Source organism: Streptomyces sp. CA-135486 (assembly GCF_050936555.1).
Lineage (GTDB): Bacteria > Actinomycetota > Actinomycetes > Streptomycetales > Streptomycetaceae > Streptomyces.
Genome location: NZ_JBNJMM010000002.1, coordinates 3,785,559 through 3,799,404 on the forward strand (window position 1 = coordinate 3,785,559; position 13,846 = coordinate 3,799,404).

15 protein-coding genes and 1 pseudogene are annotated in these 13,846 nt (G+C 68.2%); 7 read left to right on the forward strand and 9 right to left on the reverse strand.

The window, feature by feature from the left end:
* The first annotated feature begins 2 nt into the window (after window positions 1-2).
* Window positions 3-575, forward strand: a complete 573-nt coding sequence (locus tag ACQEVG_RS36695) for a transcriptional regulator (protein WP_432992089.1) — start codon at window positions 3-5, stop codon at window positions 573-575.
* A 135-nt stretch (window positions 576-710) separates the two neighbouring features.
* On the forward strand, window positions 711-1,064 hold the full coding sequence (locus ACQEVG_RS36700) for a VOC family protein (RefSeq protein ID WP_432992092.1): 354 nt from the start codon (window positions 711-713) through the stop codon (window positions 1,062-1,064).
* Window positions 1,065-1,243: 179 nt separating this feature from the next.
* Here ACQEVG_RS36700 and ACQEVG_RS36705 read toward each other — a convergent pair whose 3' ends face one another.
* The 4 genes from ACQEVG_RS36705 to ACQEVG_RS36720 form a co-directional block, all read right to left on the reverse strand.
* Window positions 1,244-2,494, reverse strand: a complete 1,251-nt coding sequence (locus ACQEVG_RS36705) for a hypothetical protein (RefSeq protein WP_432993174.1) — start codon at window positions 2,492-2,494, stop codon at window positions 1,244-1,246.
* A gap of 5 nt (window positions 2,495-2,499) precedes the next feature.
* Complete coding sequence (locus ACQEVG_RS36710) at window positions 2,500-3,774, reverse strand: glycosyltransferase (RefSeq protein WP_432992095.1); 1,275 nt, start codon at window positions 3,772-3,774, stop codon at window positions 2,500-2,502.
* Window positions 3,775-4,048: 274 nt separating this feature from the next.
* Complete coding sequence (locus tag ACQEVG_RS36715; protein ID WP_432992098.1) at window positions 4,049-4,534, reverse strand: hypothetical protein; 486 nt, start codon at window positions 4,532-4,534, stop codon at window positions 4,049-4,051.
* A complete protein-coding gene (locus tag ACQEVG_RS36720) occupies window positions 4,527-5,087 on the reverse strand; it encodes a SigE family RNA polymerase sigma factor (RefSeq protein WP_432992101.1) in 561 nt (186 codons plus the stop codon). Before ACQEVG_RS36720 ends, ACQEVG_RS36715 begins: the two co-directional genes overlap by 8 nt.
* Window positions 5,088-5,171: 84 nt before the next feature.
* Between ACQEVG_RS36720 and ACQEVG_RS36725 the strand changes: the two are divergent.
* Window positions 5,172-5,361, forward strand: a pseudogene (locus ACQEVG_RS36725) (transposase); the annotation flags it as partial.
* A gap of 295 nt (window positions 5,362-5,656) precedes the next feature.
* Here ACQEVG_RS36725 and ACQEVG_RS36730 read toward each other — a convergent pair.
* Window positions 5,657-5,848 carry a hypothetical protein gene (locus ACQEVG_RS36730; protein WP_030931808.1) on the reverse strand — a complete coding sequence of 64 codons (192 nt, stop codon included), beginning with the start codon at window positions 5,846-5,848 and terminating at the stop codon, window positions 5,657-5,659.
* A 164-nt stretch (window positions 5,849-6,012) separates the two neighbouring features.
* Here ACQEVG_RS36730 and ACQEVG_RS36735 point away from each other — a divergent pair, with 164 nt between their 5' ends.
* Complete coding sequence (locus tag ACQEVG_RS36735; RefSeq protein ID WP_432992104.1) at window positions 6,013-7,146, forward strand: glutathione-independent formaldehyde dehydrogenase; 1,134 nt, start codon at window positions 6,013-6,015, stop codon at window positions 7,144-7,146.
* A 265-nt stretch (window positions 7,147-7,411) separates the two neighbouring features.
* On the opposite strand, the gene ACQEVG_RS36740 is transcribed toward ACQEVG_RS36735, so the two are convergent.
* Window positions 7,412-8,296, reverse strand: a complete 885-nt coding sequence (locus ACQEVG_RS36740; RefSeq protein ID WP_432992107.1) for an NAD(P)-dependent oxidoreductase — start codon at window positions 8,294-8,296, stop codon at window positions 7,412-7,414.
* Between the two features lie 49 nt (window positions 8,297-8,345).
* Between ACQEVG_RS36740 and ACQEVG_RS36745 the strand changes: the two genes are divergently transcribed.
* Window positions 8,346-8,753: a MerR family transcriptional regulator gene (locus ACQEVG_RS36745; protein ID WP_432992110.1), complete on the forward strand. Its 408-nt coding sequence runs from the start codon at window positions 8,346-8,348 to the stop codon at window positions 8,751-8,753.
* A 270-nt stretch (window positions 8,754-9,023) separates the two neighbouring features.
* On the opposite strand, the gene ACQEVG_RS36750 is transcribed toward ACQEVG_RS36745, so the two are convergent.
* A complete protein-coding gene (locus tag ACQEVG_RS36750) occupies window positions 9,024-9,413 on the reverse strand; it encodes a hypothetical protein (RefSeq protein WP_432992113.1) in 390 nt (129 codons plus the stop codon).
* Between the two features lie 143 nt (window positions 9,414-9,556).
* Between ACQEVG_RS36750 and ACQEVG_RS36755 the strand changes: the two genes are divergently transcribed.
* The gene (locus ACQEVG_RS36755; protein WP_432992116.1) at window positions 9,557-10,246 is read left to right on the forward strand and encodes a helix-turn-helix domain-containing protein; all 690 of its coding nucleotides are present in this window, start codon (window positions 9,557-9,559) and stop codon (window positions 10,244-10,246) included.
* 596 nt (window positions 10,247-10,842) lie between these two features.
* Window positions 10,843-11,646: an AfsR/SARP family transcriptional regulator gene (locus ACQEVG_RS36760; protein WP_432992119.1), complete on the forward strand. Its 804-nt coding sequence runs from the start codon at window positions 10,843-10,845 to the stop codon at window positions 11,644-11,646.
* Between the two features lie 207 nt (window positions 11,647-11,853).
* Here the strand turns inward: ACQEVG_RS36760 and ACQEVG_RS36765 are convergent, their stop codons facing one another.
* On the reverse strand, window positions 11,854-13,203 hold the full coding sequence (locus tag ACQEVG_RS36765; protein ID WP_432992122.1) for an NAD(P)/FAD-dependent oxidoreductase: 1,350 nt from the start codon (window positions 13,201-13,203) through the stop codon (window positions 11,854-11,856).
* Entirely contained in the window at window positions 13,200-13,805 is a 606-nt protein-coding gene (locus tag ACQEVG_RS36770; RefSeq protein WP_432992125.1) for a flavin reductase family protein, read from the reverse strand. Before ACQEVG_RS36770 ends, ACQEVG_RS36765 begins: the two co-directional genes overlap by 4 nt.
* Window positions 13,806-13,846: the final 41 nt, after the last annotated feature.

Consider the following 13,846-nt stretch of genomic DNA (forward strand, 5'->3'; position numbering starts at 1 on the left):
AGGTGCCGGAGCGCAACGTCGAGTTCGGCAAGTACGGCGCTCGCGGCATCAAGGGCCATGAGGCCGTCGCCCGCCGGCTCGACAACCTCGCAGGCTTCATCGCCACCCCCATCACGGCCAGGCGCGGCCTGATGGCCCGCCTTCACTACCTGACCCGCTCCGACCACGCCCGTCAGGCTGCCCGCGATGCCGGCCTGACCGTCACCGACCGTACGGTGAAGGCGTGGCTGGACGGCAAGCGCAGCCCTTCACGGAGGAACCTGGAGCGCATTGAGGCTGCCTACCGCATGGTGCGACGGCACAACGTGGCCCGTTACTTGATCGGACGGCTCAACGCCGGCGGACGCGGCACCCGAGTGGAGATCCACCCGCTCAACCAGTCCCAGGTGAGCCGCCCCCATCAGCGAGTGGTGGAGTTCCGGCGCCTCAACGTGCGGAACTGGGACCGCATCGTCGAGGCCTGGGCCGCGCAGGACGACCAGGGCATGGATGAGGCATGGGTCGACCAGATCGTCGACCTCGGCTCGCAATGGGGCCAGTACGAATACGTCACCAACATCGGATTCGCGGCCTGACCCAGAACGTCGTTCCGGCCGGCACGTCTGCCGATTGAGGACCTGACGGCGGCCGCTGCCACAGAGGTGGGGCTCAGGCGCAGGGCGATGATCTGGTGCCACCACGCCCGATGGCCGTCCTGGCAAGATAGCGGCATGGAACGTGTGCTTGGAATCGGTGGATACTTCATGCGGGCCGCCGACCCGGCAGCCCTGAGCGCGTGGTATCGCGATTGCCTGGGCCTGGACGCCGATGAGAACGGCCTGTGGCGTCAGGCAGCCGGGCTGACGGTGTTCGCGACGTTCGAGGCCGAGACCGACTACTTCGGGTCCCGCGCCCAGCAGAGCATGCTCAACTTCCGGGTCCGCGACCTGGATGCGATGCTCGCGCAATTGCGCGCCAAGGGAGCGGACGTGGCTGAAGAGACGCAGGACATGGAGGGTGTCGGTCGATTCGGCTGGGTCACCGATCCCGAGGGCAATCGCATCGAACTGTGGCAGCCCGCCTGACCGCGTCTTACACACATGAGGCCTGTGGAATGGGGTTTGGCCGACGCCCATCCGGTTGTCCGCTTCGCTGTCTTGGCGCGGGCCTGATCGCCGGCAGGTCGCGGCGTCGAACCGCCGTGTTGGTGTCACGGGGTGTCGCGTGGCCGTGAGGATCCGGCCGGTGCCGGTCCGGCTGTTTCTTACGGAACGCCGAGCTCGAAGAGGACGTAGCCCGCGTACGAACCGGAGGCCAGCCCCGCGATGCCGAGCAGCGTGACCTGCATGGGCCATCCGAGGCGGCGCATCGCGATGGCGAGCGGGATGAAGAGAGGGAAGGCAGGGAGCAGGTAGCGCGAGACATTGCCGAAAAATTGCTGGGTGCCCAGCACGAGGGCAACGGTGAGGACCGTGTACACGACCAGTACGGCCGGCGGGCGCAGCCGGATCAGCAGCGGGATCAGCATCAGTGCCATCACGACGACAACGACGCCGATCACGTCTTCCATCGGCCACGCGCCGAAGTACTCGAAGTGGCCGACCGGGACGGATGCAAATACGTTGAGCGTGTGCCGGCCCCAGTCGAACTCGTGGGCCCAAGCACCTGACTGGAGTGTGAAGTAGCCGCCGTAGTCGCCCATTTGGTGGCCCACCCAGCCGAGGTAACCGAACAGACCGAGGGGGGCGATCGCCATCGCGGCCAGCGGGCGCAGGACGCCGTCCTGGCGTCGGTGGAGGGCGAGCAGCCCGGCGACCGTGAGGGCGGCTATCAGCGCGCCGGCGGTGGGGCGGTTGAGTCCGGCGGCGAAGGTGAGGACACCGCCGGTGAGCCAGCGGCGGGTCATGACGGCGTGACAGGCCCAGACAGCGAGGGCGACGTAAAGGGACTCGGAGTAGACCGACCACTCCATGCCTGAGCCGGGCCAGACGGCCCACAGTCCGGCCGCAGTCAGGCCGGCTCTGCTACCGCCGAGCCGCGTCGTTACGGCGTGGATACCGAGGGCGGCGACGAACGAGGCGGCGACGGAAACCAGCATGCCGGCGCCGAACAGGCCGAGGCCGGTGCACTCGGAGACCAGCCGCATGACCGCCGGGTAGAGCGGGAAGAACGCCGCCGAATTCCCTTCGAGAGTGATCATGCCGGTGGCTCCGGGGACCGGTACCAGCGCGGGGTGGTACCCGTGTTCGGCGACCTGCTGGTACCACCAGCCGTCCCAACTGGCCAGTACATCCCACGGGTTGGCGCCGCCGCCGAAGCGCGGGTGCTTCGTCCGGTAATCCCCGGCGGAGTGCAACAGGTACATGAAGACGGAGAAGCCGATGAGCTTCAGCACTCCGTACAGCGCGAGCACGGGTCCGTAGTGCTCGATCGCACGGCGCAGTCGCTGCCGCCGGTCGGGAGTGGGGGCGGCCGATTCGGTGAAGCCGGGGCCGGAACCCCAGGTTGTCAGCATCGTGCTCATGAAGCGGTGGATCCCGTCTTGTGGCTGCTGGGCCGGGACCCGAGGAGGCCGGGCCGGGCAGCGAACACCCAGGCCCGGAAGAGCAAAAAGCGCAGCAGCGTCGCGGCCAGGTTGCCGACGACCAGCACCGCGACTTCGGTGGAGTGGGCCGCTTTGGGCGCCACGTGGTGCAGGGCGACCAGCGAACCGCTGGTGAGCACCAGACCGACGAGAAAGGCCACCATGCCCCTGGCCTGGTGGCGCATCGCACCGGTGCGGCCGCGCAGCCCGAAAGTGAGCCGCCTGTTTGCGGCCGTGTTGACGACGGCGCAGGTCAGCAGGGCCAGGGCGTTGGCGGCCTGCGATCCCGTCGCGCGCCGCAGAGCCGCGTACAGCAACAGGTATCCGAGGGTGCTGACAGCGCCCACGGCGGCGAAACGCACCAGCTGGATGGCCAGATTGCCCCGTGGCTCGCTGCCGCTGCTACGGCGCAGCCCGGCCAGCGGCAGCGAGCCGCGGGCCAGTGCCCGGCCGATCCTGGCGATGCCACGCAGATCGGTCAGCGCGGTGGACACGATGTCGACCCGGCTGTCGGGGTCGTCCACCCAGTCGACCGGCACCTCGTGGATACGCAGTCCGGCCCGCTCGGCGATCACCAGCATCTCGGTGTCGAAAAACCACCCGGAGTCCTTCACCAGGGGCAGCAGCCGCTCGGCGACGTCGCGCCGCACCGCCTTGAAGCCGCATTGCGCATCGGAGAAACCGACGGCGAGGGTGGAACGCAACAGCGCGTTGTAGCAGCGAGAGATGATCTCCCGTTTGGGGCCGCGCACCACGTGGGATCCGCGCGCCAGGCGGGTGCCGATGGCGATGTCGGAGTGCCCGGAGATCAGCGGGGCGACGAGCGGCAGCAACGCCGCCAGATCGGTGGACAGATCCACGTCCAGGTAGGCGAGCACTGGGGCGGGGGAACGCGACCAGGCGGCGTGCAACGCCCGGCCCCGCCCCTTCTCGGCCAGCCGTATCCACTCCGCTTCGGGCAGCTCGGAAGCCAGCCATGCGGCGACCAGCGCGGTTCCGTCGGTGCTGGCGTTGTCGGCGACGGTGATCCGGAACGGGTACGGAAAGGTCTCACGCAGGTGAGCGTGGAGCCGCCGGACACACGGCTCGAGGTCTGTCACCTCGTTGAACACGGGGACGACCACGTCCAGGACGGGGTCCGGGTGTTGTGCCGGCAGCGGTGCGCGTCGCGGCAGATCGTCCGTCAAGGCGGTTGGCTCTGCAGTTGTCATTGTTTTTCCTGATCCGTTCTCTGCCGCTGGGCATGCTGAAGGCTCGCCGCAATATCCGTGGGTTGGCGGGTGTCAGCCGGTCCAACAGCCGTCGTGCCGCACCGGGCGCCGGAGCTGGTGCCGGGGCGGGCTACTGCACGGACGGCTGGGTGGACGTCCGTACGGGCGTAGTCAGGGGCGTGGTCATCGAGTGTCCGGTCCAGATGGGGCGGAATAGGGCGTGCGGGATCACCCGGCGGGCGGGGCGGGCGCCGGGCCTATCGGGCGGGGAAGGTCAGAGGGGGTCGGAAGTCGCGGTGGCGGAGCCACCCGGGGTGGGCGGGACGAAGGTGGATCCATCCGGGTCCGGTTGGATCGTGGTGGACTCGCCCCCGTCGGGCGGCACGGTTGTGGACTCGCCCTCGTTGGGCGGCGGCACGGGGGTGGAGCTGTCCGAGTCAGGCGGCTGACCGGTGGTGGTCTCCGAAGGTACGGGCTCGACCGTGGCGCTCTCCGAAGGTACGGGGGACGGGTTGGGCGTCGGGTCGGTGGCCGGCTCGACCCGCCCACCATGATCCGAAGGCGCCAGCGTGGTTGTGGCGACGCCGGTCACCGCGCCGACGGCCAGGCACGCAGCGGCGGCGATCACCGCGAAGCGTCGACGGCGGTGTCGGGTGCCGCGTGCGAGGATCTCGGCGGCCGGGGCGGCCACGGTCCGGTCCTGGGCGGCATCGGCAGCCCGCTTCAGCAGGGCCGCCAGGTGATCGTCGGGCTCAAGCACCGGGGGCCTCCTTCGCGTACGGGTTGTCCAGATGGCGGGTGAGGGCGGCCCGGCCCCGGACCAGATGGGTCTTGACCGTGCCGGTGGACAGGCCGGTCTCGGCGGCGATCTGCTCGACCGACAGGTCACACACGTAGTGCAGCGTCACGGTGCGGCGCTGCCTGGGCGACAGCTGCCGCAGCGCCGCGACCAGTGCCACCGATCCCGGGTCGGGTTCCCTGCCCGGGATCGGTGGGCCGTGCCGCTGCCATGCCTCGTCCGAGCGTCTCCTGCGGCGCCATCTGCTGACCGCCAGCCGCCAGGCCACCGTACGGACCCATGCCTCGGGCGCTCCGTCCCGCGCGAGCTGGGCCCGGTGACTCCAGCCGCGGACGAACGCCTCCTGGACCACGTCCTGGGCCTCGTGCAGGTCGCCCACCATCAGGTAGAGCTGGCTGGTGAGGCGTCTGACCGAAGAGGCGTAGAACTCCTCGAACTCCTCGACGGTCAACGCGCACTCCTTACGATCGGTCTTCGCTACGTCTACGCCTGAGGACCGGTCTCCGGTTGACATCGAGCACAATATTTTTCTGTGTCTGGTGATGCCCTGCGATGCCCGCGTGGCGGCTTAGGCTGTTTCGTTCGGATCATCCGATCGTTGGTCCCGGGTGTGCCGTTGACTGACGCGCAGTGGGCGCGGATCGAGCCGTTACTCCCGGACGCGGACCTGGACCCGGACCCGGACGCCGAGGCGAGGTGGCCGGTGGCGTGATCACCGCGAGGTGATCGATGCGATTGCCTGGAAGTTCCAGACCGGATCGCAGTGGGTCCACCTGCCCGAGACGTACGCAGCTGGAGGGGTGACGAGGCGGAGGCCGATCACGACGGTCACGCTCATGCTGAGGGGAGGACGAGGGCGATGACGCCGATGATGCGGGTGGTGTTGCACCAACAGGAGCGGGCCGTGGCAGCCGCAGTCCGCGTCATAGGCGACCAGCGATCACCCACCGCTGGCCTGGTCCGCCGGAAGGGCACGAGGGCCCCGTCATCTCGGGACCACGGGAGAGTTAAGCGTCATGGACATGATCGAGTCACGAGGCCAGCCCTGGGCGTATGCGCAGATCACCGTAACGCGCCCTGAGGTCAGCGGTCGGCGATGTCCTCGCGGAGGCCGTCGGAGAACTCCCACCACGACAGCGGAAGCCAGTCGCCGTTGACAAAGGCATCGACAGTGGCGCCGCGACCGCGGACAGTCACCGTCGTGCCGGGCGGGTACGTGGTGCCGGACAGGCCGGGTACTGGGACGAGCAGGGTCCCGAGTCGCTGAGCTGCCATTACTCGCCCTCCGTTTCCGTTTCTCGGTGCGACACCAGGGCGGATATTCCTCCCGAGATTACCGGGTTGTCTGTTGGTGCAGGCCGGAGAATTATGAGAGATGGGTCACTGAAGTGGCCCGGGGGTGGAATGTGGATGTGTATCGCCGAGCGGAGGTGGCAGCCATGAAGGCCGTCGTTTACAAGGGGCCGTTTACGGTGGCGGTCGAAGACGTTGAAAAGCCAAAGATGCAGCACCCGAACGATGTGATCGTACGGATCACATCCACCGCTATCTGCGGCTCCGACCTGCATATGTACGAGGGTCGCACCGCTGCCGAGCCCGGCATCGTCTTCGGCCACGAGAACATGGGAATCATCGAGGAAGTCGGCCAGGGCATCACCTCGCTCAAGGAGGGCGACCGTGTGGTCATGCCCTTCAATGTTGCCTGCGGCTTCTGCATCAATTGCGTTGAGGGATTTACCGGATTCTGTCAGACCGTCAATCCCGGATTCTCGGGCGGCGCTTACGGCTATGTGGCCATGGGCCCCTGGCCAGGCGGCCAGGCGGAATACCTGCGTGTTCCCTACGCCGACTTCAACTGCCTAAAGCTGCCGCCGGGAGACGAGAACGAGACCGACTTCATGTTGCTTGCCGACATCTTCCCCACCGGCTATCACGGCTGTGAACTCGCCCAGGTCCGCCCGGGGGAGAGCGTTGCCGTGTACGGCGGCGGGCCGGTCGGGCTCATGGCAGCCTATTCGGCCCTGCTGCGCGGTGCGAAGAAGGTGTTCGTCGTGGATCGGGTTCCCGAGCGCCTGGAGAAGGCTCGGGAGATCGGCGCGGTTCCGATCAACTTCGCCGAGGGCGATCCGGTGGAGCAGATCAAGGAGCAGACCGAGGGTGTCGGTACCGACAAGGGCGTGGACGCTGTCGGGTATCAGGCGATGGCGCGCGGCACTGACCGCGAGGAACCGGCGACCGTCCTGAACTCGCTTGTCGGTACGGTCCGGCCCACCGGAGCGCTCGGCGTGCCCGGCCTCTATGTCCCGGCCGATCCCGGTGGCCCTGACGACCAGGCCAAGCACGGCATGCTCCTCGTCTCGATCGGCAAGCTCTTCGAGAAGGGCCTGCGGATGGGTACGGGACAGTGCAACGTGAAGCGCTACAACCGGTACCTGCGCGACATGATCATCGAGGGGCGGGCGAAGCCGAGCTTTGTCGTCTCGCATGAACTGCCCCTGGACCAGGCGCCGTCGGCGTACGACAAGTTCGACAAGCGGATCGAGGGCTACACGAAGGTCGTGCTGCACCCGTAGCGGAAATCCTGGTCGCAGGCCGACAACCACGAGCTCACTCTTCGACGTTGTCAGCCAGGTCTGCTTCGACACGGCCAAGCAGTGAAGTACGAGTCGCCCGACCGACCTGACGGGCCGGTCGGGCCTTCGTGTGCGGTTGCACACCTCGTCATGAGCGCGGCCTCGCCGAACGTGCGCTGACGCGCCGCCTGGCCGGGTGGGGAGCGCTGTTGACCGCCCGCATGGTCGGGGCGGGCGGTCAACGGCTGCCCTGTGTCGGGATCGGTCAGTCGTCGCGGGGTTTGCCGAACTCTTCGATCAGCACGGGATATTGCTCCCCACCGTGTCCGGCGGCGATCGAGCGGTCGGCCATCGCCTTGATCAACTTCGGCAGTTCGGCGTTGACGCCCCCCGCCTCGCTCTCCTCGATCAGGTGCGCCATCGCCCGCGCGTCGGTCTCCAGGGCCGACACCTCGGCCGGGAAGGAGCCGCTGTCGATCTGCTCGGCATACCCCGGCAGCCATGCGGCCACACCGGCAGCGATCTGCTGCGCAAACGGCGCATACGTTGCGGCGTCAACACCGGCCGTCCTGAGCAGGGCAGTGCCCTGGAGCCAGGCGTTCAGGACGCTCCACATCATGGCTAGGCCGGCCACGTCGTACAGGGACGCCAGCCCATGGTCCGCGCCGAGGTAGGTGACGGTGCCGAGCGCGTCGAGTGTCGACTTGTGTGCCTCGAAGTGCGACTGCGGCCCGCTGTGCAGGATCACCGCCTCGGCGGTCCCGATCGCCGGTGGGATGGCCATGATGGCGCCGTCCAGGTAATGGGCGCCGCGCTGCTCGGCCCAGTGGGCGGCTTCCCGGGCCTGGGCCGAGTCGCCCGAGGTCAGATTGATCAACATCGTGCCGCCCAGCTCGACATCGCTCGCGCCGAGCAGCTCGTGCACGGCCTGGTAGTCGGTGACGCAGATGATCGTCAGGGAACCTGCCTTGAACGCGTCGCCAATTGTTGGCGCCAGCCGTGCACCCTCGGCCACCAACTGGTAGGCCTTGGAGGCCGTACGGTTCCACACGGTTGTGGGATGCCCGGCTTTCAGGAACGCGCCGGCGAGCGCCTGGCCCATCAGTCCGAGTCCGATGACTGTCACGGGTGTATCGGTTTTGTTGTTCATGGCAGCATCGTCAACGTTGATACCGGTGTGAAGGTCAAGCGAGGTTTTGATGCGGATCGGGGAACTGAGTCGTCGGACGGGCGTCAACGCCCATCAGTTGCGCTACTACGAGGCCCAGGGCCTGCTGGAGGCAGACCGCGGCGCGAACGGCTACCGCGAATACGACGAGAACGCCGTGCTGCGGGTGAAGCAGATCCGGCACCTGCTTGGTGCTGGATTGTCCTCCGAGGACATCGCGTACCTGCTGCCCTGTGCAGCCGGAGAGGCCCCGGAGCTGCCCGGGTGTCCCGAGTTGCTGGCCGCGATGCGGTCACGGCTGCGGCGACTGGACGATCAAATGGACAGGCTCGCTCAATCCCGCGACGCTCTTGCCGACTACATCGATGCGGCCGAGCGAATGGGCAACGAGAGCTATCCACCCTTTGACGATGCTGACCTGGAGCCCGTCCCCGCCTGAGCAGCGGGGGTGCCCCGTCTCGCGGAACCGTCTCGACCAGCAGCACCCCGCCGGCCTGCGAGACCACCGCCGAAGCCCCGGCCCGGACACGAACACGCGGAGGCAGAGCCGCACGCTTCACCTGGTGAGTGACTTCTTTCCCGCGGTGGACCGAGCCTTCGACAAGCCCCGTCTTGGCGTGGTTGGGCTGATGGCCCGTCAGGCTGACAAGGCCCCTGGCTGTAGTGCGCACCATGTTGTGCCGCGACGGATCGGTCTCGTGGGAGCAGCTCAGGCGTTCTTCCGCCATATGAGGACGGCGGCGACGGCCAGCAACACGATCGCCGCCACGTCGATCCGCGCCACGCGCATCGTCGCGCTGTTGAGGCCCGGCGTGGAATACGCGAGGAGCAGGAACGCTCCCATGCTGATCGCCCCGGCCGTTACGGCGGGGATGCGCAGCGACGGAACGAAGGCGGCGCAGATCAGGGAGAGTCCGACGAGCCCCAGCAGGACGGCCCTATGGCGCAGGAGCACCGTCAGGTCGGCGGAGTCGGCGCCGTCGACTGACACTCCGTATGCCGTCGTGATCCGGGAGGGTGCGACCGCGACGAAGCCGGGGAGGAGGTTCACCGCCCCGACGAGGAGAAGCAGAGCGGTCGCAACGCGGTCAAGCCACATGTCAGTTCTTCCAAGGGGTGGGAAGGGGCGATCGAAGTGCTGGCTAGCATGTCTGCATGCAACCGGCGTCGCTTTCAGAAACATGCCATGATCAGGCTGCGCTGTGGTTATGGCCCGGTCAGGCGCTGTACGTCGGCCCGTCCATGGCGTTGGACGTCCACTCCGGCTCGGTGAGCTGTCTGGCGGTGGGTGTCGACGCGGAGTTCACCGTCCGGCTGGAGAACGGCCCTTGCCAGGTCACCCGTACGGCACTGATAGCGGCGCGGGTGCGGCACCGTGTCGTCGCTCACGGGGACCGGATGGCCTTCTGTTACCTGGACCCCGTTTCGGCGCGGGAGAGGGCGTGCCGGCGGATGATGAGCGGGGAGGCCGAGCTCGCGCGGGGGCACAGACACGAGCTCGAACTCTCCCGGCTGGCCGCGGTAATGGACGGGGGTACTTCCGTACCGGCTGCCCGGCACTGGCTCGATCTCGCCGGCCCCGACGACGCCGCGGAGACCAGGGACGCACGGATCCGGCAGGCTACCCGCCGGCTGTCGGAGGATGCCGGGCAGCAGCTTTCGGCACAGAAACTGGCGGCGGAGGTCGGCCTGTCCGTGTCGACGTTCCTCCGGCTCTTCCGGGCCCATACGGGGACGACGTTCCGCCGCTACCGCCTGTGGACGCGCATGTTGCGGGTGGCCACCCTCCTGGAGACATGGCCGGATCTGAGTACGGCGGCGGTGGAGGCGGGCTTTGCCAGCCCCTCCCACTTCAGCAGCGCCTTCCACGCGATGTTCGGTTTCCGCCCCAGCCAGCTCCTCGCCCGGGACGTGACGATCAGAGCCGCATGACTTCCTCGCCGACACGACTTTCACGAAGCGCGGCGGCCTGCTCCCCGGCCCGCCTCCGGGCGCGAAAGGCGCTGATTGCATACAACTCGCGCCGCCGAACGGCCTTGTCGGCGAGATGGACTGACCTCGCGTTGTCCCGAGCGGCAATAGTCCTGGTGGTCCAGGGTGTTACCGTGGGTATGGAATAGCGATACCACTGTGCGGACCATCCGTCAGAACTCGCCGGAGTGGGCAAAGAGGCGCGAAAGCAAGTCGACGACAAGAAACGTGGGTAAGTATGGCCTGCAGGCGCTCCAAGCCGTAACGACTGCAGTTAACCGGGGGGAACTTCATGCGCGCATTCTCGCGCCCTGCCGAGGGGCGCAGCGGGGACCGAGGGCATTGGCCAAAAAGCGGAACCGACCGCTCATCGTCCGATACGGAACCTTCCGGGACGCTGGACCAGACGGTCCGGGGCACTCCCTGGCCGCCATCGGCGACCTCTTGACCGACAACCTCTTGACGAACGACCTCTTGACCAACGACCTCTTCCTGAATTCTCACCGGTTCCCCTGTTTTGCGTTCCCGCGAACACGCCATTCTGCTCGACCAGCAGATTGACTGATCTACCGCTAGGATCTCGTAAGGGTGAAGCTCAAATGGAATTAGGTATTCTCGGCCCACTTCAGGTGCTTGACGAAGGTGTCTGCGTCAAAATTCCGGGAGAGAAGCTCAGGGCCATTGTCGCTGTCCTCGCGCTTTCCCCGGGGCGGCCCGTTTCCCGGAACGAGCTGATCGATGAACTGTGGGGTGAGCAGCCGCCCAGGAACGCCGAGAACTCCCTGCACGGTCACATCGCTCGGCTCCGCCGGGTACTCGAGGCCCGCACGGGTAAGCGCTCGCTGCGCGAAGTCGTCGAGACATCGACCTCCGGATACGCGCTGACCGCTCCCGAACTCGAGGTCGACGCCGCTCGCTTCGAGGAACTCGTGCACCACGCCGAGATCGTGGAGGAACGAGAACCGGAACGCGCCGCAGAACTGCTCACCGAGGCGGTCGGCCTGTGGCGCGGACCCGCACTCGTCGATACGGGGCAGGGTGTGATCTGCCGCATGGCCTACACCCGGCTTCAGCAGACCCGGATCGCTGCCTGCGAGCGGCTGTTCGATGCCCGGCTGAAACTGAACCAGCACCGTTCCGTCATTCCCGAGCTCGAACAGATGCATGCCATGAATCCGTTTCATGAGCGCTTCTGCGAGCAGCTCATCACCGCCCTCTACCGGTCCGGTCGGCAGGCGGACGCGCTCGATGCCTACAACCAGATGTGCGAGCGCCTCTCGCACAGCCTGGGACTGGATCCCGGACGCGAGTTGAGGGACAAGTTCTACGGAATCCTGCGTCAGGACCCGGCGCTGCTCTGACCCGGCAAGCCCGCCCGATTCGGGCCCAGTTGAACCGAGCAAGCGTGTGATGTCCGTGCACCTGGCCGGCCGGTCGCTGGTCATCCACGCTGTCCGGCTCCCAGCCCCACGGTCCGCTTCCGGCCCGGGTTCACGCCCAGTGCGGGCTGCGCGGCGCGCAGCCGCAGCTGTTCTGCCGACAGAAGGCGAACGGCTGCGGCGGGCGCCTCACGCCGCACGGCGGGCGCCGCGCTCCAGCATGCGGAGATGGGCCCGTAGCAGTGCCTTGGCCGGGCCGCGTACGGGGATCCGGGGTGCCTGGGACCGGTGCCACGGGAGCTGGTGCGCCGCGTCGCCACCGTCCAGCATCGCGGCCGCGTGCGCCCCGTGTGCCACCGACATCGCCAGCCCGTGCCCGCAGCAGCCGCCGATGTACCACACGTCCGGACTTCCCGGGAGAGGGCCGACGACCGGCAGGCCGTCGCCGGTCATCCCGATGGTTCCTGACCAGCGATGAGAGACCTGCACCTCCGACACGCTCGGGTGCAACAGACGCAACCGTTCCTCCAGCCAGCCCCAGGCACCGGTCGAACCGGCCCGGTCCGGTGCCGTCGCCAGAACTGCCCTTCCGCCGCCCATCACCAGCCTCCCGTCGTGCGAGAGCCGGAAGTAGGGCGCCAAGGGATGGGCATCGATCAGCGCGCAGCCGGTGCGCCCGCCCAGTGCCTCCCGCGCCTCCGTGGCCAGCGGCGCGGTGGCGATCGCGTGCACCCGCAGCGGCAGCACCGTGCCGACCGGCAGGCCAAGAGAGCCCGCTGCCGCGTTGACGGCCAGCACCGCCTTGCGGGTCCGCACCGTGCCGCCGGGGAAAACCAGATGCGTGGTGCCTTTGCCCCCGCCCGCCGCTGCCGCACTGGAACGGATCCCCAGCAGCGGGCTGTTTCCGAAGAAACGAACGCCCTTGGCGGCGCAGGCACGTGCCAGGGCACCGCTGAGCGCTGCCGGGTCGAGGGTGGCGGAGCGGTACAACAGCCCAGCGTGATAGGGCACGTCCAGGCGGTTGTGTATCCCCACCGCCGAGAGGACAGGGACGTCCAGTCCCAGCGACCGGTAGGACTCCGCCTGCCGCGAGAGCGCCACCAGCCCCGGGGCCGCACGGCTGGCCACCAACTGCTCGCCGGTACGCAGTCCGCACGGCGTACCCAGGTGTGCGCACAGCTCGACAACCCGTTCCACGGCGCCGACGCTGGCCAGGTACATCCGGCGGGCGGTGGAGGGGCCGTAGAGACGGACGGCCTTGTCGATGACCGGCCCGACGCGGGGACCGAGCAGTCCGGTGCCTCGTCCGCTCGCGCCGGCGGCCGGGCGTTCGGCGTCCGCGACCAGGATGTCGAGGGACGGATTGCGGTCGGCCAGATAGTAGGCGGTGGCGAGCCCGGCCAGTCCCGCGCCGACCACGGTCACGTCCGCGGTGAGGACACCGCGCACCCGCTGCGGCGGTGCGTCGGCGGCGGGAGGGCCGGCCGGATCACGGTCGGCGGGTGCCCAGCAAGGCTCCCCGGCCGGGGGATGCCTCATGGTGCCTCCAAAGACGGTTGGGTTTCGGGTGTGGCCCAATCGGCGGGGACTGTCCGGTCCGGTTCGGCCAGGGTGCGGAACCTCCGGTCGTGCCAGAGAAGCGGCTGGCCGCTGCCCGTCCGCACCGCCGCGATCCGGCCGACCACGAGGCAGTGGTCTCCATACCGGCGGATGTCCTCGGACAGGCACACCGACCAGGCGAGCGCGTCCTCCAGCACCGGCACCGCGAGCACCTGGCGATGGGCCTGATGGGCGAACCGCTCGGCGGAGCCGACTTGGGGGTTCGCGAAGAGTTTCGCGCGCTCCTGCTGCGACTGGTGCAGCAGGTTGACGGCGAACCGCCCCTGCGCCTTGATCACCGCGAGGGTCCGCGATCCCGTCCCCAGACAGACGAGCAGCAGGGGCGGGGCGGCGGAGAGCGAGGTCACCGCTGAGACGGTGGACCCGACCGGGCCACCGCGGCCCTGAGCGGTGACCACACTGACACAGGACGCCAGCTTGGCGTAGAAGTCCAGACAGTCCGAAGCGTGCGCGCCGGGTTCGTCGAGCGGGGTGGCCGCGTCCGCCTCACCGCGGGATGCTCCGGCAATGACCTGACGCATCACCAGGCTCCTTTCATGGGTGTGGGATGCCTGCGCGCACA